At 35.9% G+C, this 22,509-nt stretch carries 19 protein-coding genes and 5 tRNA genes; 1 reads left to right on the forward strand and 23 read right to left on the reverse strand.

The features are described from left to right. Positions 1-107: 107 nt before the first annotated feature. From IV494_RS09025 to rpsU, 23 genes are all read right to left on the reverse strand, one after another. Positions 108-779 carry a hypothetical protein gene (locus tag IV494_RS09025; RefSeq protein WP_196079830.1) on the reverse strand — a complete coding sequence of 224 codons (672 nt, stop codon included), beginning with the start codon at positions 777-779 and terminating at the stop codon, positions 108-110. A 272-nt stretch (positions 780-1,051) separates the two neighbouring features. Then, positions 1,052-1,651, reverse strand: a complete 600-nt coding sequence (locus IV494_RS09030; protein ID WP_196079831.1) for a hypothetical protein — start codon at positions 1,649-1,651, stop codon at positions 1,052-1,054. A gap of 436 nt (positions 1,652-2,087) precedes the next feature. After that, a complete protein-coding gene (gene rplL / locus IV494_RS09035; protein WP_196079832.1) occupies positions 2,088-2,453 on the reverse strand; it encodes a 50S ribosomal protein L7/L12 in 366 nt (121 codons plus the stop codon). A gap of 54 nt (positions 2,454-2,507) precedes the next feature. Further along, positions 2,508-3,131, reverse strand: coding sequence for a 50S ribosomal protein L10 (gene rplJ, locus IV494_RS09040; RefSeq protein ID WP_196079833.1), 624 nt, complete (start codon positions 3,129-3,131; stop codon positions 2,508-2,510). 13 nt (positions 3,132-3,144) lie between these two features. Continuing rightward, a complete protein-coding gene (rplA, locus tag IV494_RS09045) occupies positions 3,145-3,837 on the reverse strand; it encodes a 50S ribosomal protein L1 (protein WP_196079834.1) in 693 nt (230 codons plus the stop codon). Between the two features lie 11 nt (positions 3,838-3,848). After that, entirely contained in the window at positions 3,849-4,292 is a 444-nt protein-coding gene (gene rplK, locus IV494_RS09050; RefSeq protein ID WP_039353703.1) for a 50S ribosomal protein L11, read from the reverse strand. A gap of 215 nt (positions 4,293-4,507) precedes the next feature. Further along, a complete protein-coding gene (locus IV494_RS09055) occupies positions 4,508-6,793 on the reverse strand; it encodes a T9SS type A sorting domain-containing protein (RefSeq protein WP_196079835.1) in 2,286 nt (761 codons plus the stop codon). A 212-nt stretch (positions 6,794-7,005) separates the two neighbouring features. Further along, on the reverse strand, positions 7,006-7,548 hold the full coding sequence (gene nusG / locus IV494_RS09060; protein WP_196079836.1) for a transcription termination/antitermination protein NusG: 543 nt from the start codon (positions 7,546-7,548) through the stop codon (positions 7,006-7,008). Between the two features lie 14 nt (positions 7,549-7,562). Next, a complete protein-coding gene (gene secE, locus IV494_RS09065) occupies positions 7,563-7,766 on the reverse strand; it encodes a preprotein translocase subunit SecE (RefSeq protein WP_196079837.1) in 204 nt (67 codons plus the stop codon). Positions 7,767-7,779: 13 nt separating this feature from the next. Continuing rightward, positions 7,780-7,850 (reverse strand) — tRNA-Trp (locus tag IV494_RS09070). 56 nt (positions 7,851-7,906) lie between these two features. Next, positions 7,907-9,094 carry an elongation factor Tu gene (tuf, locus tag IV494_RS09075; RefSeq protein ID WP_196079838.1) on the reverse strand — a complete coding sequence of 396 codons (1,188 nt, stop codon included), beginning with the start codon at positions 9,092-9,094 and terminating at the stop codon, positions 7,907-7,909. A 327-nt stretch (positions 9,095-9,421) separates the two neighbouring features. Further along, on the reverse strand, positions 9,422-12,520 hold the full coding sequence (locus IV494_RS09080) for an efflux RND transporter permease subunit (protein WP_196079839.1): 3,099 nt from the start codon (positions 12,518-12,520) through the stop codon (positions 9,422-9,424). A 144-nt stretch (positions 12,521-12,664) separates the two neighbouring features. Continuing rightward, complete coding sequence (locus IV494_RS09085; RefSeq protein WP_196079840.1) at positions 12,665-13,750, reverse strand: efflux RND transporter periplasmic adaptor subunit; 1,086 nt, start codon at positions 13,748-13,750, stop codon at positions 12,665-12,667. A 2-nt stretch (positions 13,751-13,752) separates the two neighbouring features. Beyond that, on the reverse strand, positions 13,753-14,994 hold the full coding sequence (locus IV494_RS09090; protein ID WP_196079841.1) for a TolC family protein: 1,242 nt from the start codon (positions 14,992-14,994) through the stop codon (positions 13,753-13,755). A gap of 81 nt (positions 14,995-15,075) precedes the next feature. After that, on the reverse strand, positions 15,076-16,443 hold the full coding sequence (locus tag IV494_RS09095; protein ID WP_230380048.1) for an ATP-binding protein: 1,368 nt from the start codon (positions 16,441-16,443) through the stop codon (positions 15,076-15,078). Further along, complete coding sequence (locus IV494_RS09100; protein ID WP_196079842.1) at positions 16,443-17,123, reverse strand: response regulator transcription factor; 681 nt, start codon at positions 17,121-17,123, stop codon at positions 16,443-16,445. Before IV494_RS09100 ends, IV494_RS09095 begins: the two co-directional genes overlap by 1 nt. Before the next feature lie 64 nt (positions 17,124-17,187). After that, positions 17,188-17,259 (reverse strand) — tRNA-Thr (locus IV494_RS09105). Between the two features lie 52 nt (positions 17,260-17,311). Next, positions 17,312-17,384, reverse strand: a tRNA-Gly gene (locus IV494_RS09110). A gap of 83 nt (positions 17,385-17,467) precedes the next feature. After that, a tRNA-Tyr gene (locus IV494_RS09115) sits at positions 17,468-17,550 on the reverse strand. 19 nt (positions 17,551-17,569) lie between these two features. Further along, positions 17,570-17,643 (reverse strand) — tRNA-Thr (locus IV494_RS09120). 101 nt (positions 17,644-17,744) lie between these two features. Next, entirely contained in the window at positions 17,745-18,035 is a 291-nt protein-coding gene (gene hpf, locus IV494_RS09125) for a ribosome hibernation-promoting factor, HPF/YfiA family (protein WP_039353725.1), read from the reverse strand. Continuing rightward, on the reverse strand, positions 18,032-18,922 hold the full coding sequence (locus tag IV494_RS09130) for a tyrosine-type recombinase/integrase (protein WP_196079843.1): 891 nt from the start codon (positions 18,920-18,922) through the stop codon (positions 18,032-18,034). The genes hpf and IV494_RS09130 overlap by 4 nt, the downstream gene beginning before the upstream one ends. A gap of 78 nt (positions 18,923-19,000) precedes the next feature. After that, positions 19,001-19,198, reverse strand: coding sequence for a 30S ribosomal protein S21 (rpsU, locus tag IV494_RS09135; protein WP_039353731.1), 198 nt, complete (start codon positions 19,196-19,198; stop codon positions 19,001-19,003). A gap of 89 nt (positions 19,199-19,287) precedes the next feature. Between rpsU and IV494_RS09140 the strand changes: the two genes are divergently transcribed. Beyond that, positions 19,288-22,449 (forward strand): UvrD-helicase domain-containing protein, encoded by a 3,162-nt coding sequence (locus IV494_RS09140; RefSeq protein WP_196079844.1) that lies wholly within the window; start codon positions 19,288-19,290, stop codon positions 22,447-22,449. The last annotated feature ends 60 nt before the right edge of the window (positions 22,450-22,509 follow it).

Genomic DNA, 22,509 nt, shown 5'->3' on the forward strand with positions numbered 1-22,509 from the left:
GGTATTGGTATTACAGCCCGTAACACATTGTGCTTTTAAATCTTTGGAGGATCCCGCTAAAAATAGAAGAAGCGCTGCCAAAAAAGGATATATATTTTTTTTCATAGTTATGGTATTTGGTAGGTTAGGTCGTAAGACTGTATCTCATCATTAATGTCTTTAAAATGAAAAGAGATATAGTTGCCAGATGATGCTTGGCCTTGTAAGTCAAAAACAAGCACAGTCTTACCTTGATTTATGGTAACAGGGCTGTTTTTCAGATTGCCAGTAATAGTAGTGCCAATCCCTGAAGAAATAAATCCTTGATTGTAAACTGCACTACTACCATCATAAGATTTGAAATCAACATTTACAGTTAGGGTCGTTCCATTTGTTGGGCGCCCACCTATAATACTGGGTGAGATAATAACAGACGACATATCAAATACCATTTTCATCGGACTTACCGTGATATTCAGCTTGTCGGGAATATTACTATCTACACTTGCATTTTTTTTGATGTTCAAGGTGTATTTACCAGGTTCATCAAAGGTATAATCGGATAAATTTCCATTTCCGGAACGAATGATATCATTCTGTCCATTTTTCAAATCCCAGGAAATATTGTCCGCCATGGTATAAGAAAATGGTGTTAGGTAAGAAATCTTTGCTTCTGCCTCCCATGCTTCGTGTGAATGGCCAATTTGTGCTGTAAGCAGATTGCCAGAGAAAAGCATCATTAATACTGCAAAAGCGAACTGCAATTTAAATGAAGCTATAGATGAAATTTTGTTTCTCATAATGTGTTTTTTAATTAAAATAATTAAGAATTTAAAGTCTAAAAAAAAATGTTTGATTCAAAAGGATATTGCATATAACATAGTATCGAACAGTACAAAAACTGAACTTGCAACTAAATTTATAAGGAAATCAAGTTTGTAGTAACGTGGATTATTGGTACGATTGTAAACCCGATAATAATTCGCACTTCACACAAAACAAAACGTGAAGAATCTCTTATAAAATCCTGATGAATGAATCAATAAAAAATCCGGGTAAGGACTCAATACAATTAGATGTAATAAGGAGGCCCTCTGAGAAAAGAATTTCTGAGTTTGAAAAATTCAGAATAGGATAAAGAGGTAAAGAATTTCTTTTTAATATTTTTTATTTGTACAATATTGAAATCATATTCATTATTGACGAACGTTTTATTAAATTTAAAGGGAAAATTTGGAACTGTAGCAGCAATAGTAAGGCTTAGTGTCGAAGATCTTAATAAATCACTGTTGTGGGAAGTCGCATAAAAACTACGCTTCACTTTTTTATTGATTTTCTCCTGAAGTGCTTTTAGTTCAAGGCTTTTAGAATCTTTTAGAACAATAGCATGTTTGACTGGAGTCAGGCTTTTCTTTTTGCCCTCGACTTGGTTTTCTGGAAGTGGGTCGTTTTGAACTTTCACCACAGTCATGTTCGCGATACCGTACACTTTGGCACCGGCCGAAATATAGATAATGTTTTGAGGATCTTGTTGAGAATTTGCGCTGTCGATAACTGCAGCACTTACACGTAAACTGCAAAATACAGAAAGAAATATAAAAGCCAGAAGGCGTATAGAATACGACCCAAGATGCTGCACCCCAAAAGGTACAGTGAATAAATAATTTTTCAAAATTGTGTTTGTGTGTTTTAGATGGTTTCTCACGAAATAATCTGCTACAAAAATAATAAATTATTAATAACTTATAAGATAAATCGTTATTAATTCAATAAATAGGGTTAAAACACCTTTTGTAATCTCTAAAATTACAATCGTAAGCAAATAAGCAGATTGTGTATTATTTATTGATAATCTATTACCTCAACCCCTATCACAATAACTTACACATCTTTCAACAGAAAATACAATCATATAGTACTATAGATATATTATCTGCGATTTCCTTATAAACTACTGATGCCTATAAAGTTTGTTAATTTATGTTAAATTAAATTTTAACATGTTTTAAAATTTCTCTAAGATTTCAACGGTTGACAATAATGTTAAATAAAGTCACAAAAAAGCCGGCTCCCAATGGGAGCCGGCTTTATAAAAGGTCGTGGGAGAATTATTTCAATTCTACTTCTGCACCTGCATCTTCTAATTGTTTTTTCAAAGCTTCAGCTTCGTCTTTAGAGATTCCTTCTTTGATTGCAGTAGGAGCGGTATCTACCATATCTTTAGCTTCTTTCAAACCTGCACCAGTTAAATCTTTAACTAATTTTACAACTGCTAATTTAGAAGCACCTGCAGCTTTCAAGATTACATCGAATTCTGTTTTTTCTTCAGCAGCTTCGCCACCTCCTGCAACAGCAGCAACTGCAACAGCAGCTGGTTCGATTCCGTACTCATCCTTAAGGATAGTAGCTAATTCATTTACGTCTTTAACGGTTAAGTTTACAAGCGTTTCCGCTAATTTTTTTAAATCTGACATTTTAATAATGTTTTAATTGTTGAACGATTTATTTTGATTTGTTTTTGAGTCTAATTACTCTGCACTTGGTGCTTCTGTAGCTTCAGCGCTTGCTTCTGGAGCAGCCTCTGCAGCTGGAGTTTCTTCTGCTTTAGCTTCGGCAACTGGAGCTGTTTCCTCTGCAACTGGTGCAGCTTCCTCAGCATTTCCTGTAGCTTCATCTTTGTTTTGAAGTGCAGAAAGTACATTTCTAAGTGGAGATTGAAGTAATGTGATGATTTCACCAATCATTTCTTCTCTAGACTTGATGCTAACTAAAGCAGCTAAGTTTTCGTCACCTACGTAGAATGTATCTTGCAAATAAGCAGATTTCAAAGCGGGAAATTCAGCTTTTTTTCTGAAACCTTGAATCAACTTAGCCGGAGCATTTGCTGTTTCAGAGATCATCAAAGCAGTGTTTCCTTTGAAACTTGGGAACATTTCTGAGTAATCTACATCACCTTCCATTTGTTCCATTGCTTTTTGCAATAGGGTGTTTTTTACCACTTTCAAAGTGATATTTTGCTTAAATGCCTGTCTTCTGAAATCTGAAGTCGCAGCAGCATTCATTCCTTCAAGGTTTGCAACATAGACCACTTTCGCGTCCTGCAACATTCCTTTTATATCTTGTATTACTAATACTTTATCTTCTTTTGTCATTGTTCTTCAGATTTTAGTTTACAGATTTAGTATCAATTGCAATACCTGGGCTCATTGTAGAAGACAAATAAATGCTTTTTACATAAATACCTTTTGAGGCAGTTGGTTTCAATTTGATCAAAGTCTGAATTAATTCAGCAGCATTTTCTCTGATTTTGGCAGCATCAAAAGATACTTTACCAATCCCAGCGTGAATGATACCATATTTGTCAACTTTAAAATCGATCTTACCAGCTTTTACTTCAGCTACCGCTTTACCGATATCCATAGTTACTGTACCTGATTTTGGATTCGGCATTAAACCTCTTGGTCCTAATACTCTACCCAACGGACCTAACTTACCCATTACTGCAGGCATTGTTACGATCACATCAACATCAGTCCAACCGTCTTTAATTTTCTGTAAATATTCGTCAAGACCTACGTAATCTGCACCTGCTGCAGTAGCTTCCGCTTCTTTGTCAGGAGTTACCAATGCCAAAACTTTTACATCTTTACCAGTACCGTGTGGAAGAGAAACTACTCCTCTTACCATTTGGTTTGCTTTTCTAGGATCAACTCCTAATCTCACTGCTAAGTCAACAGAAGCGTCGAATTTTGCAGTATTTACTTCTTTTACCAAAGCCGAAGCTTCGTCAAGAGTGTAAACTTTATTTTTTTCTAATTTGCTTAAAGCTTCTTTTTGCTTTTTTGTCAATTTTGCCATATCTATAAGTTTTAAGCGTTAGTTGGTTTAGTTCCTGTTACTCTTAATCCCATAGATCTTGCAGTTCCGGCCACCATTGTAAGTGCGCCATCCATTGTAAAACAATTAAGATCTACCATTTTGTCTTCAGCAATTTTTTTAACCTGATCCCAAGATACAGAACCTACTTTGATTCGGTTTGGCTCTCCTGAACCTTTTTTCTGCTTAGAAGCATCTAAAAGTTGGATTGCAGCTGGTGGAGTTTTAATAACGAATTCAAATGATTTGTCTTCGAATACTGTAATTACTACAGGTAAAACTTGTCCCGGCTTGTCTTGAGTTCTTCCGTTAAATTGCTTACAAAACTCCATAATATTCACCCCTGCAGAACCCAAAGCTGGACCTACTGGTGGAGATGGGTTTGCTGCTCCTCCTTTTACTTGGAGCTTAACCATTTTAAAGACTTTTTTAGCCATTTTTATTTTTTAATAAAATTAATAATTTATGAATGTGGAAGCATTTATAAATCTGCAAAGGTTGTTTCATCCAACTACTCTACATTTCGGACTGCAAAATTAAGAATATTTTTTGATTACACAAGAGGTAATTGCTTGATATTTAGAAAGAATTTGCATCAAATAAAAAAAGCCACTCTTTTTAAAAAGTGGCTTTGCGGTATAAATACTTATTATTAATTCTTTACAATAATTTTCTTCGTGATGGTTTCTTTGCCAGATGTTATCGTCATTATATAAACACCATTCCTTAAATTAACCGGTATTTCTGTCATTCCCGAAATATCCTGTTGTTTTGCTGCAAGAACTTTTCTGCCAGAATAATCAGTAATTGTAATTTGAGCATTCTTCATTAAGTAATTGCTTTTAATTTTCAAAGAATTTTTCACCGGATTTTCTACCCAAACTTGATGTGAAGCAGCATTTTCTCCAGTTGCCAATATATTATCATTCAAAATTTCATTTAAAGCAAACGCCACATTTTGAGTATCTAAAGTAACGTGATCTTCATTCACCGTCGGAACCGAATAGGCTACAAAGGGCGTAACTGAAGAAGAGTTGATGGGCGTGTAATAGTTGTTACTGTTGATTGCTAAAGAACTTAGCGCAGGAATAAAATTGAAATACATGATATTCAAATTATTTACAAATTCTGTAAGAAGAGGATTTCCTCCTGCAGCAGCTGCAAATTGACTTAAATTGAATCTTCCACCCGGCGCAGTATCTAAACCATCAGAAGTCGTGGTAGATTTTGCACTCGCAGCACTTGAAAATCCTGTGATCCAAATAAAGATCTTCTGTTGTCCTTTAAAATTACTTATTTCTAAAGTTTGATTTTTAAGAGGTGTATAATTTACTTTAATAATTGCACGTTGACTGCTGGATGTATTAAAAGTATGATCCATCACCACCATTCCCGGTGTTCCTGTCATGGTTGCGTTTCCGGCACCGTTGCTGATGGCAACATTTCTCGTGCTTGTTGGGAAACCCATGGTATTCAATTCAGTTTGGAAAGGCGTTCTGTAATTGGGTGCTCCAACAGGTAGTAATTTAGCGGGATCAAATTCGACAGCATCACCAGCTTTTAAATGTCCTTCAAAATGATCGAGCAACATTTCTCGAGCAGCCGGACTTTTTAACATTCCATTTACAATTCCCTGCAAAGTAACATCTCCTAAAGGACCAAAACCCATATAATTGAATAAATGCTGAAATCCTAAAGGAACATTTGCCCCCAAATGTGGTGCGTCAAAAGACAGATAAAGTCGCGTATCAGGATTTAAACTGTTTTGCTCCATATATCTTAATGCATATCTCGAAATTAATCCGCCCATACTTGGACCGATAAGTACATTCTTCTTTGTTCCTACTTTTTCAGCATTAATTTTTTTCATTAATTCTACCAGGATCAGCGCATTTCGTTGAATGTAATCAACACCGCCATCAATAATTGTTGTAGAAGCATCTCTTGTATAAGTGGGAAAGTTTAAAACGATGACATCATAACCTTGCGCACGAAGCACGTCGCCTAAGTTTTGATTCGTTCCGTAATTTAGAAGCTGATAGATCGCTGCAGTATTTCGAGTATCACCCGGATCAAAACCGTCTACTAAAATAATTGGCTTGTCTAAAACACCATCTACCGTATCAAGAAAAACTTCGTATTCTCCTTTTCCAAGAAATGCGGCTGTTTCGCCATAACCTTTATAAGGAATGGTTGAAGAAATAGTGGTAACGACATTGGGTTGAAAACCTGAATTTCCTTTTCCTTCAACTGCTCTTTTTTGATATTGAACATCGATTACAAATGACTGCGAAATAATTTTCCCGTCGGTAAATTGAATTTTATAAGAAACCGTATTTAGACCATTCTCACCGAAATTTAACGTAAAAGGTTCGTCAATATTAATTTTTCTCCAGGTATTTCTTTCTCTTACTTCAACAAAAGCAATTACTCTTTTTGTAGTATTAAAGATGAGATCACTTTTAAGAATGAAAGTAGCTTTATTTTCCTTCGTTTTACCTAAAATAGTTCCTAAAAGATTGATTTGATACTGGTCGAAAACGTCGGTAGCTTTTCCCTTTAATTCAAATTGATTTTTAGAATTCAAAGAAACTTTCTGGGTTTCTACAGCAGTTGGTTTTACGTTATCAAAATCTGTAATCAATAAAGAAAGCGGAATATAATGATTGATAAAACCTTCATCGGCTAATTTTTGTACCGCATCTAATTTCGGAAATCTTTGCAAATAATCGGCGCGTTGAATTTCATGATAAACCTGCAGGAAGTTGTTGGCAGAAACCTGGTCGGTTTTAAGGTGGGTCGCATCTGAAACCGGATAAACCCGATCGTAAATAATCTTGGTTCCGGAATAGGGTTTCAGTAAATCGTAATTTTGTTGTTGTCCGAAAGACAGCACAAAACTTAACATCACTAATAAGAAAGTTAATTTAGTTTTCATCGTTGTATTTTAGTGAACTAAATTACGAAAAATTATCAATCCTATGACTTACATTTGCGAATTCGATACCCATTTGCTCTAAATAAACCTATTCCTATCAATTAATCGCAAATTTAAACGAAATCTATTTACAGGCCCGGACAGACTCTAATTTTAAAACAAAAAAAAGAACCAAGTAACTTGATTCTTTTTGTAATGATTAAGAAGTAAGGCTAAACCTTTTCAACTTGCATATAACTTAATTCCATTGGTGTTTTTCTTCCGAAAATCATTACTGAAACTTCAATTTTCTTTTTGTCTTCGAATAATTTTTCAATTGTACCATTGAATCCGTTAAAAGGACCATCGATCACTTTGATATTTTCTCCAACGATGAATGGGATATTTGCTTCTACTGCAAATTCGGAAAGTTCATCCATTCTACCAAGCATTCTGTTTACTTCAGATTTACGCATCGGTACAGGATCACCTCCTTTGGTTAAACTTAAAAAAGAAATTACTCCCGGAATATTTTTGATAATGTGAGGAACCTCACCTGCTAAATTAGCTTCTACCATCAAGTAACCTGGGTAATAAGGTTTTTCTTTGGGTACCTTTTTTCCGTTTCTCAATTGAATTACCTTCTCCATAGGGATCACAACCTGAGTTACGAAATCTTCCAAACCATGGTGTTTCATCTCGTTCTCGATATAGGTTTTCACCTTATTTTCTTGTCCGCTGATGGATTTCAGTACATACCAGTTAGTGTCACTCATTTTGGAAAATAATTTTAATTGAAAAGATTGATAAAGAGTGTAAGGAAATTAGCAATCGATTTACTGAAAAGTGAATCTATTCCAAAAGTGAAAATCGCTAAAATGACTGTTCCAATAGTAACCACGATTGTGGACGATTGCAATTCTGGCCACTTAGGCCATTCAACTTTATCCGTGAATTCGGTATAAGAACCTTTTATAAAATCAACTAAGCTCATTATCTTTTTTTTGCACGGGCACAAGGACTCGAACCCTGATCAACGGTTTTGGAGACCGGTATCCTACCATTGGACGATGCCCGTAGATTAAAAAATGTTCCGTAAGTTTCCCTACGGAACATTAATATTTATTTTAGAAATTAATCTAAGATTTCAGTTACCTGACCTGCACCAACTGTTCTACCTCCTTCTCTGATCGCAAATCTAAGACCTACGTTAAGAGCGATTGGTTGCAACAATTCTACAGTAATTGTTAAGTTATCTCCTGGCATTACCATTTCTACACCTTCTGGTAAGAAAATCTCACCTGTAACGTCTGTAGTTCTTACATAAAACTGTGGGCGGTATTTGTTGTGGAATGGAGTGTGACGACCACCTTCTTCTTTTGAAAGAACATAAACCTCAGCTTTGAAGTGTTTGTGTGGTTTAACAGAACCAGATTTTACGATAACCATACCTCTTTTGATGTCGGTTTTTTCAATACCTCTTAACAAGATACCTACGTTATCTCCAGCTTCACCTCTATCAAGAATCTTACGGAACATTTCTACTCCAGTTACAGTTGATGTTAATTTTTCATCACCCATACCTACGATATCTACACCGTCTCCAGTGTTAATAACACCTGCTTCGATTCTTCCTGTTGCTACAGTTCCACGACCTGTAATAGAGAATACATCTTCGATAGGCATCAAGAATGGTTTGTCAACGTCTCTTGTAGGAAGTTCGATCCAAGTATCAACAGCTTCCATTAATTCTTCGATTTTCGCTACCCATTTAGCATCTCCATTTAATCCACCTAAAGCAGATCCCTGGATTACCGGAGCGTTATCACCGTCATATTCGTAAGAAGATAAAAGTTCTCTAACTTCTAATTCTACTAATTCTAACAATTCCGGATCATCTACCATATCTACTTTGTTCATGAAAACAAGTACATTTGGTACATTTACCTGACGACACAAAAGGATGTGCTCTCTAGTTTGAGGCATTGGTCCGTCTGTAGCAGCTACAACTAAGATAGCACCGTCCATTTGAGCAGCACCTGTAACCATGTTTTTTACATAATCGGCGTGACCTGGACAATCTACGTGGGCGTAGTGTCTGTTTGCAGTTTCATATTCGATGTGTGAAGTATTGATAGTAATACCTCTTTCTTTTTCTTCTGGTGCAGAATCGATAGAAGAGAAATCTCTTGCTGTTCCGAATCCTTTGTCAGATAATACTTTACTGATTGCTGCAGTAAGTGTTGTTTTACCATGGTCTACGTGACCGATGGTACCAATGTTCAAGTGTGGTTTGTTACGATTAAACGTTTCCTTTGCCATGATATAAATTATTTATTAATTAATTATTTAATTTTTCGGTGTGCAAATATAGTTATTTTTTGAATATTGAAAATCTTTTTTTTACAAAAAATTTCTAACATCCAAAAATATTGCCTACACCTTTGATATTTTACCGATTTATCGGAGTGCAAATTTAAGGAAAAATATCTATTTGTGAAAACTCTATAAATGATTTTCTAAAAACATTTTCTTTTTAAAGGCAACTTTATCATTCTTCCTTAAAATTTAAAGAAGAATAAATATAACTGATGGTTCGCAGGCGAGTCATTAAAAGTTCACAAAATTAAAGACCCTTTCGCTATCAATTTAAACAGTCTCTGATCTTTTTGTTTTATTAAATATCCAGAATATAATTGGGAATATGAGCAAAGTCAAAACAGTTGCAGTAACTAATCCCCCAATAATTACGATCGCCAACGGTTTCTGAGACTCTGAGCCAATTCCTGTAGAAAGTGCCGCCGGTAATAATCCAACAGATGCCATTAATGCAGTCATTACAATTGGTCTTGTTCTCGCTTTTATCCCTTCCAAAATTCCTTCTACGACCAACATTCCCGCCTTTATATTTTGATGGAATTCGGATAGAAGCAGTACTCCATTCTGAATACATATCCCAAACAAGGCGATGAAACCTACTCCCGCAGAAATCCCAAAATTCATTCCTGTCATGTGCAAAGCGATAATTCCTCCAATTAAGGCAAAAGGAACATTGGCTAAAACCAAAAGGGAATCCTTGATATTACCGAACAATATAAAGAGCAGGAAAAAAATCATGATGATACTGATCGGCACTACCTGTCCCAATCTTTTGGAAGCGCGTTGCTGATTTTCAAACTGACCGGTCCAGCCAAAACTATACCCTTCCGGAAGTTTGATCTGATCTACTTTTTCCTGTGCTTCGGCAATTGTACTTCCTAAATCCCGATCGCGTATGGAAAATTTAATTCCAATAAACCTTTTGATATTGTCCCGATAGATAAAGGCTGCACCATTGTCCTGATGTATTTCGCAAATTTCTTTTAAGGGAATCAAAGCTCCTGCTTGAGAAGGAACCATCAACTGTGCAATATCATTTTCATCTTTTCGGTATTGCTTTTCATATCGGATCCTGATATCAAATTTTCTTTCTCCATCAAATAATTCCGACGCGGTTTTTCCACCAAAAGCAGTTTCTAAAACTGACTGAGCATCTTTGAGATTTACTCCATATTGTGCCATTTTATAACGATCGAGAATTACACTTACTTCCGGCTGACCAATATTTTTAATGATACCAGGTTCTTTTACTCCGGGAACTTTTTTAATGATTTCATAAACCTGTTTCGCATATTGATCGAGCGTATTGAGATTATCACCATAAATTTTCACCCCATTTTCAGCTTTAAAACCTGCAACTGCTTCAGCAACATTATCAGAGATCGGCTGCGAATAGTTGAACGTGATTCCCTGATATTGTTTCAACTTGCCATCCATTTCTTCAATAAGATTATCCATAGTTATTTTTCGTTTCCAGTCTTCTTTGGGTTTTAAGTTGACGGCAAACTGCACAAATCCAAAACCGTTCGGATCGGTTCCATCGTTACTTCTCCCCGTTTGCGAGAGCACTCCTGTAACTTCTGGAAAAGACATAATAACTTTTTTTAATTGATCGGTCGTTTTTAATGACTCATCCAGCGAAGTACTCATTGGCATTTCTGCGGTGACCCAAAGCGATCCTTCATTGAGCGGCGGTAAAAATTCGGTTCCCAAAAATTTAGCTGAAAATAATGTCGCTCCCAAAATTCCAACTGCGACTATTAAACTCATTCTTTTATTTTTAAAGGTGAAGAGAAAACCTTTCACAACGATCCGATCCCAAAAATTCACGAACGGATTATTTTTTTCTCTCACATTTTTATTAAGAAGAATATGCGACAAAACCGGAACGAGGGTCAAAGTAAATAACAACGCGCCCATCAAAGCAAAACCTAAAGTATAAGCCAATGGTGCAAACATTTTACCTTCTACTTTCTGGAAAGAGAAAATCGGAATAAGCGACGTGATAATAATCAATTTAGAAAAGAAAATCGCTTTCCCTAAACCGATCCCCGTGTTTTTGATCCATCCGGCTTTTGCCATTTTGTTGAATTTTTCCATGCCGTACTTCTTCGCCTTGTGATCGAGCATCACAAAAACTCCTTCGACCATGACGACGGCTCCATCAATGATGATCCCGAAATCTACCGCACCCAGGGAAAGCAGATTCGCGCTCATTCCCGCCAGTTTCAAACATAAAAAAGAGAACAGTAGTGATAACGGAATAATGATCGAAACAATAAAAGTCGTGCGCCAATCGGCCATGAATATAAATACGATGACGGTGACCAGAATAATCCCTTCAATTAAATTGTGAAGAACGGTATGCGTGGTGAAATCCATGAGGTTTTCCCTGTTGTAGAACGTCACCAATTTCACATCTTTCGGTAAAATCTTATTATTCAGTTCGTCGATTTTCGCTTTGACTAGTTCTAAAACTTCCACGGGATTTTCGCCTTTCCGCATTACGATGGTTCCTGCGACAACATCATTCTGATTATTGTAACCAGCTTGTCCAACTCTTGGTAACGCGCTTTCCTGAACGGTCGCCACATTTTTTACAAGGATCGGATTTCCATGTTCATTTTGGATGGTGACATTCTCGATATCTGAGATCGATTTTAGTAATCCAATTCCGCGAACAACGTAAGATTGTCCATTTTTTTCGATGACATCTCCACCAACATTTAAATTTCCCTGATTTACGGCATCATAAACCTGAGAAGTTGTTAGATTATATTGCTCCAACTTTCTTGGATCAAGACTTAATTCATAAATTTTATCCTGTCCACCAAAAACATTAATATCTGCAACTCCCGGAATTCCACGCAAGGCTCGATCGACAACCCACGTTTGAAGTGTCAACAATTCGCGCGAATCTTTTTTCTTACTTTGAAGAACGTAACGGTAAATTTCTCCGGTTGGTCCGTACGGTGGTTGAATTTCGGGACCAGCTCCATCTGGAAGTGTTACGGTTCTGATCTGATTATTGACCTGATTTCTCGCGAAAGCATCATCAACACCATCATCGAAAATAATTTTGATGATCGATAAACCGAACATGGTCGAGCTTCGCACACTCGTCTTTTTCTGAACCGAACTCATCGCCAATTCAATGGGCGTCGTCACAAAACGCTCTACTTCTTCTGCACTTCTACCGTTCCACTGCGTAATGATCACAATTTGAGTGTTGGTAACATCTGGAAAGGCTTCAATTGGCATATTTTTGAAACTGATAAAACCACCAATCGCCAAAATAGAGACCCAGATAAAAGTAAATGCTTTATTCTTCAAGGAAAAAGCGATGATATTTTTTATAAATTTATTCATTTGTAAGTTCGAATTTTTTTAGGTCAAATGGAATCGACAATTTTTACTTATTTAAAATATAAAATATTGCACTGGCGATTTCATGAATTTTTTTATTTACGACGAATCAAAACGTCGATGTATTTTTGAACGAAATAGACTGAATTATTCGTTGAGCGATCTATAAATCAACAGTTGATTATTCGTCATTACTTTATCACCTTCTTTGAGACCGTCGGAAATGTAGGCGATATCTGGAGTTTGTTTTGCCACTTTTACTTCCTGCACTTTTACATTGCTTTGACTTTTGAAGAGCACCACATAATATCGGTTATCATCAAAAATTAAGGCTTTTGACGGAATTGAAAGTCCGGTCGTGTTTTCGGTTTGAAAGACTTTGATGGTGGCTTTACTTTCGGGGATCAGTTCTCCAGACGCATTATCTAAAACAACTCTTGCCTGCATCGAACTCGTGTCGGGATCTATTATTTTAAATATTTTATCGATTTTACCGTAGAAAACTTTATCAGGTGCAGCTAAAGTTGAAACCTCAGCTTTCATTCCCAAAGAAATTTTATTGATGTCGCTTTGATTCACATTCACGATTGCCCAAACATTGGTCGTATTCGCAACATCAAAAATATTATCGGAGCGGTCATTTCTCAACTGCATGTTTTTATTGATGTTTTTTTGAACGATATAACCGTCAATTGGGGAAACCACGGAGTAAATATTTCCGTTGCGCATATTGTAAACCTGATTCACAGATTGCGATCTTCGCATCTCGTCCTGCGCTTTCTGAACCTGACTTCTTGCTTCCAGAACATCTTTTTCGGTATTCAGTTTACCTGTAAATAAATCCTGAGCAACACGCAGATTGTTTTGCGCAACGACAAGATCTGTTTTGGCATTGCTTAAATCTTTTTGATAGCCCGCAACTTCGGTACTTCTTATCGTCGCCAAGACTTTTCCTTTTTTTACATAATCACCCAACTCTGCATTTACAGAAAGTACGTTCCCACCAACAAGCGGGAAAATATCAATGTATTGATTTTTATCGGCGGCGATTTTTCCAAAAAAAGCCATTTCATCTTTTACATATTCATTTTGAACCGTTGCCAATGTTGTCGATTTCATCATGAGATTACTGATGACAAAACCTTTCACAGGCGCTGCTTCTTTTTTTTCTTCTTCTTTTTTACAGGCGATCAAAGCGATCGATGCCAATAAAATAAATAAATTCTTCTTCATAACTAATTGAAAATAGGAGTTTGTACGAGTTGGTTCAGTTCTTCAGCAGAGATCACGATCTGCTTTTGCATTTCGTTGATTTTCAAAACCGTTTCTTTATAGCTGTTGGTAAAATCGGTGAAGTCGATCAGAGTGACATTTCCTTTTCTGAAATTATCTTGCATGCCTTTGTAAACAGCCTCCAGATTATTAAGGTCTTTTTGTTGAATGTTGAAATACGCATCGTAATTATTTTGCCAGGTTTGATAAGCCGCAGTAACATTGCTTTCAACTTCGAGCTTTTTGAATTCGGAATTTTTCTGACTTTGATCGATCAGGGTTTTTGCTTTCTGAACATTTCCTTCGTTCTGTTTCCATAAAGGAATTGGAATTCCGACGGTAAAATTAACTTCATTCTTAAAAATTCCGTTGCTCTGATTCCATTGCAAACCACCTGTAACATCGGGAATATTTAATGATTTCTGCCAATTATAGTAGGATTTACTGCTCTCGACCGCTTTTTGAACATACAGATAATCGGCATTATTTTCTAAAGCTTTCTGTTTAATTTCATCTAAAGAATTCAACGTTTGTTTTCTGATGGTTGTGTCGGCTTCATCATCATTCACTTCCGGTGCAATTTCTCCGCTGATTCCCGTTAAAGTATGCAGATCCTGAAGCTGAGAAGAAATACTGTTTCTGATCTGCAGTTTTTCATTATTAAGATCAAGAACAATCGCCTGTAAACGAACCTCATCTTTAAGAGCGATGTTTCCTTTGGCAGTTTGAACTTTGTAAGCTTTCACCAGATCGGTTAGAAAATTGAGCTGTTTATCGATGTTGACCAATTTTTTCTGATCAAAATAGATGGAATAAAAAGTTTCGCGCAGTTTGGTTTTCAGATCAACCAATAACTGTTTCAATTGAAGTTGCGCTAATTCCTTATTCGATTTTGCAAATTCAACTTCATTTTTTCTTTTCCCACCCAAAAGGAAAAGTTGCTGAACGGCAAAACTCTTGGAAGGACCTACATCAAAAATCTTTTTATCTTCTGGATTGTAAACATTGGCTTGAAAACTTGCTTCGGGCAGATTCCAGATTTTGGCCTGAATGATATCGGCATCGGCGATCGAAATATTGTATTGCTGCGCAAGTAGCTGTAAATTATTTTTAACGAAAGCTTCTTCGGCTTCATTAATGGCAATTTTCTGTTGCGCAAAAGCTCCGGAAGAAATCAAAAGACCCAAAAAGATCAGTCTGTTCATAGTTATCCTTTTTTAATGGGACAAAATTGAAGAGATAACCTTAAAAGGAACTTAAGTTTAGATTAAAAAAAGATTAAAAAGCTATAAGGGAAAGGTAATTTTGAAATTATTTTCGTTGTCGTTACGACTTTGGTAAGAGATGGTGCTTTGATGGTATTCTAAAATTCGCTTCACAATTCGTAAGCCTAAACCGGAACCGGTAATTTTCTGAGAATTGCTTCCACGCATAAAAGCATCGAACAAACGGCTTTGCTCTTCCGTAGAAATTATTTTTCCAAAACTTAGGACATTTATGGTCAAAGCGTCAATCGATTCTTCAATGGTCACATTCACCATATCGTTTTCGGTGTATAGAGCTGCATTTTTGAAAAGGTTAATAAAAACAACTTCGAGTAAAGATTTTACACCTTTCACGGTGAGTTGTCCACTTTCTAAACTGTATTCAGAAATCTGGAAATCCATTTTTAAGTTAGGAAAGTTTTTTTCGACAATTCCGTAAGCATCAAAAATAACTTCATCAATGCGCACTTCTTCATAAATATCCTGAATATTTTCTTTATCAAACTTTGTTAAAACCAGCAATGAATTCGTAAGATCAGACAATTGATAAATATCTTTTGAAATTTGGGAGAGAACCGATAAAGTTTTGGGCGAATGATTTTCAGATTTTGTCAGATTTTCTAATTGAAAAGCCATTCTTGTCAACGGCGTTCTGATTTCGTGCGAAGCACTCGCTGTGAAATCTTTCTGGGACTGAAAAACATCGTTTAATCGCACGATCATCGTATTAAACGACTGCGCTAGAACTCCAATTTCATCATTGGAAGCTTTCACCGGGATCTGAGTCGTTAATTTATGAGCCGTCACTTCCGAGATTTCTTTCTTCAGTTTTTCTAAAGGCTTCAAAAATTTATTAATAATATAATAACTGAAAATCCAGATGAGAATAATGCTCATGATGTAGGAAAAGATAAGAAGATATTTCAAAAAATCTAACTTAGATTGCCCCGAAGTATCCATTGCACTTGTGATGATGTAATAATTCTTACCGTGAATATTTCGTAAAGCAGCATATATTTCCGGCTTTGTATTTTCGGTGTATATTGTTTTCTCTACATCTAGTTTCTCCAGCAAACCATCATCCCAGGTAATATTTTGGTCTTTGATGGTGCTGTAAAGCAAATGTTTTTTGCCATCGAAAATCAAAATATTCTCATTGAGCATGATGTTATCTGCAGTCTCGCTGAAAACATTTGGGTTACTTTCTTTGAAGTCGGTGGATTGGGAAATGAAATTGACGCTAAATTCAAGTCTTTTCTCAAAACGCTCCCGGAATTCGTCTCGCCTGAAGGAGTTGAAGGAAACGTAGATAATCGCCATGATGATGCCGAACAGCAAAGAAAATGCGATACTTAAATTTAAGGCTATTTTACGCTTCAGAGACATCATCATGCAGGACTTAGATAATAACCAAACCCAGAACGAGTGTGAATTAGCTTCACTTCAAAATCTTTATCGATCTTTTTTCTGAGGAAATTGATATAAACTTCAACAGTATTGGTATTCGTGTTAAAATTATGTTCCCAAACATGTTCTGTGATCTGCTGTTTTGAAACCGTTCTGCCTTTTGCTTCTGCCAGAAAAACCAAAAGTTGTAATTCTTTTACGGTCAGTGAAATCTCCTGATTATTGCGGTAGACCTTCTGTTCTGTTTTATTAATGGTGAGATCTTCTACCTTTATGATCTCATCAGAAAACTTCGCATCAATGTCTTTCCTTCTGATCAATGAATTGATCCTCATCAAAAGTTCTTCAAACTGAAAAGGTTTAACGAGATAATCATCTGCCAACAAACTGAACGCATCTTTTTTACTAGAAAGGTCGCTGTATGCCGAGATCATAATGATCGGAACATTTTGATCGTGCGCTCTTATTATTTCGCAAACTTTGAGGCCATTCAATTTCGGAACATTGATGTCCAACAGATAAATGTCGTAAATATCCTGATCCACCTCACGCAGGACGAGGTCACCATCGTATACTTTTTTTACATCGAACCCACTGTTTTCCAAAAACGTGCTGAGTTCGGCAGACAGAATAAGATCATCTTCTAATAAAAGTATTTTCATAGTTGGATTTGAAAAACAAATTTAAACAAAAAAAATCTCCCAAAAGATTGAGAGATTTCTACAGAGCCAACTATGAGATTTGAACTCACGACCTCTTCCTTACCAAGGAAACGCTCTACCCCTGAGCTAAGTCGGCGAAAAATTAAAAAAAAATCACAAGCCATAAAAATGATTGTGATTTTTTTGAGAGCGGAAGACGAGGGTCGAACTCGCGACATTCAGCTTGGAAGGCTGACGCTCTACCAACTGAGCTACTTCCGCATTTTTGTTTCCAAAAACTGTTGGTAAACGGTTTGCAAATTTAAAATAAATTTACAATCTCGCAAAATAAATAGAAAAAAATGTGGGGAGAGTAGGATTCGAACCTACGAAGTCGTAAGACAGCAGAGTTACAGTCTGATCCATTTGGCCACTCTGGAATCTCCCCAATTTTATTTTTTTCAATGAGCCTCCAGAGGGACTCGAACCCACGACCTGCTGATTACAAATCAGCTGCTCTAGCCAGCTGAGCTACGGAGGCAAAGATTTTTAAAGAACTACTTATCTCTTTTTGCGAGTGCAAATATAAGTGAGTTTTTTTGAAATCCGCAAATTATTTTGAAGATATTTTTATATTTTTTTTTAAGCCAGTTCTTTTTTCTTGATTAACAGCTTTTTAGCTACTTCAGCACACAGGTCTAAACTCTCTTCAAAAGACGCAGAAGTCTTTTTTACGACGATATCATCACCCGGAACAGCCAAAAGTATCTCTACTGTTTTATTTTCTTTGTCTGATTTGTTCTCAACTTTCAGAAAAACTTTGCATTCTACTATTTTGTCAAAATAGTTTTCGAGTTTGCCCAATTTTTTTTCAATATGTTCTTCAAGCGGTGCGTGTGGTGTCAATCCCATTGACTGTACTGAAATTTTCATAAATCTACATTTTTTTTAGCTCGAGGGTGAGCTTTGTTAAACACTTTTTTTAATTGTTCAATATTGGCAGTCGTGTAAACCTGCGTTGAGGCAAGCGACGAATGGCCCATGATCATCTTCACTTTAGAAATTTCAGCCCCATGCTCTAAGACGTGTGTTGCAAAACTGTGTCTTAAAATATGGGGACTTTTTTTCTTCTTTGAAGTTACAAGACTAAGATAGGAATTTACGGTAGAATAGACAAACTTATCATTCAAAATTTTGCCCTTTGGATTAATGAAAAAGTACATCTCCCACTCTTTCAGCGGATTCCTTTCAGTTAAATATTTTCGAAAATCAACAGCGAGTTTTTCTGAAATAGGAATAATTCGAGCCTTGTTGCCTTTTCCGATCACTTTCATCTCCATTTTGCTGAAATCTACATTTTCTAAAAGCAAATTTACCAGTTCTGCACGCCGCATTCCTGTTTGATAAAGTGTTTCGATGATGAGCTCTTTTAGGAAGCTGCCTTTCTTTGGATGGAATTCCGGCAGTTGCTGATTGCTCATTTCCTCTTCAGAAAAAGGAATTTGTTTCTCGGCGTAAAATTTTAAAGATTGAATGTTTTCTAAAGGAGATATTTTAACCTGACCAATTTTTAGCAGAAAAAGGTAGAAACTTCTCAGAGAAGAGAGTTTGCGGTTGATAGAACGTTTAGCGATTTTTTTTTCACTTAGGGCAACCATAAAATTGCGGATGATCTTTTTGTCTACCAGATCAAAATCCTGGTGCGCTTCCGATTTAAGCAGAAAGAGAGAAAAATCCTCCAGATCCTTTCTGTAACTCGTCAAAGTGTGTGGTGAATACCGTCTTTCGACCGCAATATATTCCAAAAATCGTTCTATCATAATATACCAACAAAAAATCACTCTTCAAATATAACTATTTGAAAAGTGATTTAGGTATTTTGCTAAGAAAATTTTGACTTAAGCCTGCTCTTCCTTGCTCAAAAGTCTTTGTTTGTGAGCAGCTTTCACATTGGCCTGTCTTTTAACAACAGACGGCTTGTTGAATTGTTGACGACTTCTAAGAGCTCTAATAGTTCCTGTTTTGTCAAATTTCCTTTTATATTTTTTTAAGGCTCTGTCGATGGATTCACCATCTTTTACTGGGATTATTAACATAATTTACATCTCATTTTGGATTGCAAAAGTAAGATTTTTTTTCGGAATGGCAAATTTTTTACTACTTTTAAACTCAATTAATTCACAACATGCAAAAAAATTATACGGTCATCAACGCTTCAGCAGGTTCAGGCAAAACTTACGCTTTGGTACAGAATCTTTTAGCGATTTGTTTGAAGCATCCTTCGCAACCGGATAAAATTCGAAATATACTGGCGCTGACTTTTACCAATAAAGCTGCGAACGAAATGAAACACCGTATTATCGAGTGGTTAAAGGTTTTTTCGGCAGATTCTTTTGCCTCGAATCAAGATTTAATAAATATTCAGATTAAACTGAAAAGTCAGGGATTTACTATTTCTTTAAATGATCTGCATGAACGCTCGAAAAAAATTCTAGATTACGTGCTTCACCACTACTCTACTTTGAATATTGGAACGATCGACAAGTTTAATGCGCGTTTGGTTCGAAGTTTTTCTTACGAACTAGGTTTGGCGCAAAACTTCAATCTCGAAATTAATCCGGAACCTTTTCTAATGGAAGCGGTTGATAAAATGCTGGAAGATATTGGAGAAGACAATAACGTTTCCGGTGCTTTCATGGATTTTGTAAACTACAGTTTAGATAATAATGACCGCGTAAATCTTAACAAAACCTTGTACGATTCCGCAAAAGAATATGTGCAGGACAAACACTATTTCCGTTTGCATGAAAACAAAGATTTCGATTGGGAAGTTTATGAAAAATCTAAAAATAAGCTTCGGGAAGATCTGAAAAATTTGAAAAAAGAAAATATAGAATTGCTGGAAACTTCAGTTCAATTAATGATCGAAAAAAATCTGCAAGTCGGTGATTTTGCCGGTGGGAACAGCAACAGTATCGCCAAATTTTTCAACGAATCATTAAAATATTATCGCTCAGAACGGAAAGATTTTCCTTTTCCGGGTAATGAGGAAAGTGCCAAAAACAAATTTCTTGCAGGAGCTTCTGCCACAAGCAAAAACCGGGAAAGCGAAATTTTGGAAATCCTAGATTATTTGCTGGAAAACAGACAGAAAATCATCATCAATTATATTCTCACTCAGAAAAAAGAGAAAATCCTTCAGGCAATTTTACCTTTAAAAGTTAACAAAGATATTCAGGATAAACTGGCAGAAATCGAAGCAGAAAACGATTTGGTTTTACTATCGAAATTTAACATTCTTATTCACGAAAACCTACGCAACGAACCGTCCTCATTCATTTACGAAAAAATTGGAACTAAATTTTCGAATTACTTTTTCGATGAATTTCAGGACACTTCTTTTTTGCAATGGCAAAATTTTATTCCTTTGAGAGATCACGCAGTTTCGTCGAGCGACATGAGTTTTACTTTGGTGGGTGATCCGAAACAGAGCATTTATCGATTTCGGGGCGGAGATTCTAAACTCATGCTCGATATCATTAATCATAAAGAAGAATCACTTGTTCTTGCAGAATTAGAAAATTTGGGAAGCAACTGGCGAAGTGCAAAAAACATCGTGGATTTTAACAATGAATTGTATCAATTCTTTTCCAGTTTTACACAGGAAGAACATCAAAAAATATTCGGACCTGATTCTCAGCAAATTTCGGAATCAAAATTACAAGGTCGTGTTCGCATTAATTTAATGGAAAATGCAACGAAAAGTATTTTTTATGAAGAAGTTGCTGAAAAAATGAAAACCGATATTCAAAGTTGTGTTGATAATGGATTCAGTCTTTCTGACATTACGATTCTTTGTCGTGGAAATTTCGATATTTTTAGTTTTTCGCAGTTGTTGGGCAATTTAAAAATCAACTATCAAGGTAAAGAAGAATTCATCAAAACCATTTCTGATTCGGGTTTGACTTTAAATTTATCTTCCACTTTGAAGGCACTTACGGAGTTTCTACGCTGGGAACAAAATCCGAAAAATTATCAGTTTGCGGTAAAAATGCTTTACTATTTAAACGTTTTGGGCAGAATAAAAATTGAGGATTTCACAGCTGAAATGTTAGAAATGCTGCAACTCGGCCACAAATCTGAAATGGAAGATTTCATCGAAAAGAAATATGGCATTCAGTTAAAACATAATCATTTGCTTCAATTGAATCTTTATAATCTGATCGAAAATTATTTGCAGGAATTCGCGGTCGATCATAAAGAAACAGATTTTCTCTTCAATTATCTTGAAATGCTTTATGCATATTGTCAAAATACAGGTTCTACGCTGAAAGATTTTCTTCGGTTTTGGGATGAAGAAGGCAATATGAAGACAATTCAGGCGTCTGATAATTTGGATGCGATCAAACTGATGACGATCCATAAGGCAAAAGGTTTAGAATTTCCTGTGGTTTTTTTACCCATGGAAAACTCAAATAAAGATGGGAAATTTACAAACTGGCTCGAAATTGAGGCCGAAAATGGTTTGTCTGCAGTCAACATCAATGCTTTCGCAAAAGAGCTTGAAGTTTATGATCCTGAAATGGAAAAATTTAATCAGGAAAATGCGTATCAAAATAAAATCGATCGTTTCTGTTTGCAATATGTCGCGACTACGAGAGCTGTAGAACAACTTTTCTTCTATATTCAAAAACCAAATAAAACGACGAACCATCTGGAGATCTATGAATTTTTAGAACCTAAAATTCCGAGGAATGACGCAGGGGAAGAATTGTCTTCTTTTGATTTATATGAAATTTCAGTGGAAAATTTAAAAAAACAATCTAAGGATAAAACTTCGGAGATGGTGACAAAACCTATTCAATTTAAGACCGAAAAAAGAGCAGATCTGGAAGCAATTAAAATTGCCACTCCTTCAAAAAGTTATCAGAATCGCGTTGAAAAAGTGCGGATCGGGATTTTCACGCATGAGATTTTAGCTCAAATAAATACAGAAAAAGAGGTCGAAAAAACTTTGCAATCTTATCTATTGGCAGGTACCATCACAGAGGAGGAGAAATCTGAAATTAGTGAAAGACTTTTCGGTTTCATTAAAAATCCAGAATACTCCAAATACTTTATTGAAGGTCAAGTGGTTATCAATGAAAAAGATATTATGATCTCGGAAAATGGAGACTCGAAAATTTATCGCCCCGATCGAATGATTGACACTGGAAATGGCTTTATTATTCTCGATTTTAAAACAGGTGACTTCAAGGAAAAACATCAGTTACAAATCGATGAATATAAATCTGTACTTGAAAAACTAGGTAAGAAAGTTCTGGAGACGAAGATTATTTACGGATAAAAAAATCCTTTCTCGAGAATGGAGACAGGACTTTAACTTTATTTTATTTCTAAACATTAA

The organism is Kaistella gelatinilytica, from assembly GCF_015679325.1.
GTDB classification, from domain to species: Bacteria; Bacteroidota; Bacteroidia; order Flavobacteriales; family Weeksellaceae; genus Kaistella; species Kaistella gelatinilytica.

Bases quoted from the DNA above. Each gene is read 5' to 3' on its own strand.
- IV494_RS09025 (WP_196079830.1), bottom strand. From the start codon at position 779: ATGAGAAACAAAATTTCATCTATAGCTTCATTTAAATTGCAGTTCGCT.
- rplL (WP_196079832.1), bottom strand. From the start codon at position 2,453: ATGTCAGATTTAAAAAAATTAGCGGAAACGCTTGTAAACTTAACCGTT.
- rplJ (WP_196079833.1), bottom strand. From the start codon at position 3,131: ATGACAAAAGAAGATAAAGTATTAGTAATACAAGATATAAAAGGAATG.
- rplA (WP_196079834.1), bottom strand. From the start codon at position 3,837: ATGGCAAAATTGACAAAAAAGCAAAAAGAAGCTTTAAGCAAATTAGAA.
- rplK (WP_039353703.1), bottom strand. From the start codon at position 4,292: ATGGCTAAAAAAGTCTTTAAAATGGTTAAGCTCCAAGTAAAAGGAGGA.
- IV494_RS09055 (WP_196079835.1), bottom strand. From the start codon at position 6,793: ATGAAAACTAAATTAACTTTCTTATTAGTGATGTTAAGTTTTGTGCTG.
- nusG (WP_196079836.1), bottom strand. From the start codon at position 7,548: ATGAGTGACACTAACTGGTATGTACTGAAATCCATCAGCGGACAAGAA.
- secE (WP_196079837.1), bottom strand. From the start codon at position 7,766: ATGAGCTTAGTTGATTTTATAAAAGGTTCTTATACCGAATTCACGGAT.
- tuf (WP_196079838.1), bottom strand. From the start codon at position 9,094: ATGGCAAAGGAAACGTTTAATCGTAACAAACCACACTTGAACATTGGT.
- IV494_RS09080 (WP_196079839.1), bottom strand. From the start codon at position 12,520: ATGAATAAATTTATAAAAAATATCATCGCTTTTTCCTTGAAGAATAAA.
- IV494_RS09085 (WP_196079840.1), bottom strand. From the start codon at position 13,750: ATGAAGAAGAATTTATTTATTTTATTGGCATCGATCGCTTTGATCGCC.
- IV494_RS09090 (WP_196079841.1), bottom strand. From the start codon at position 14,994: ATGAACAGACTGATCTTTTTGGGTCTTTTGATTTCTTCCGGAGCTTTT.
- IV494_RS09095 (WP_230380048.1), bottom strand. From the start codon at position 16,443: ATGATGTCTCTGAAGCGTAAAATAGCCTTAAATTTAAGTATCGCATTT.
- IV494_RS09100 (WP_196079842.1), bottom strand. From the start codon at position 17,123: ATGAAAATACTTTTATTAGAAGATGATCTTATTCTGTCTGCCGAACTC.
- hpf (WP_039353725.1), bottom strand. From the start codon at position 18,035: ATGAAAATTTCAGTACAGTCAATGGGATTGACACCACACGCACCGCTT.
- IV494_RS09130 (WP_196079843.1), bottom strand. From the start codon at position 18,922: ATGATAGAACGATTTTTGGAATATATTGCGGTCGAAAGACGGTATTCA.
- rpsU (WP_039353731.1), bottom strand. From the start codon at position 19,198: ATGTTAATAATCCCAGTAAAAGATGGTGAATCCATCGACAGAGCCTTA.
- IV494_RS09140 (WP_196079844.1), top strand. From the start codon at position 19,288: ATGCAAAAAAATTATACGGTCATCAACGCTTCAGCAGGTTCAGGCAAA.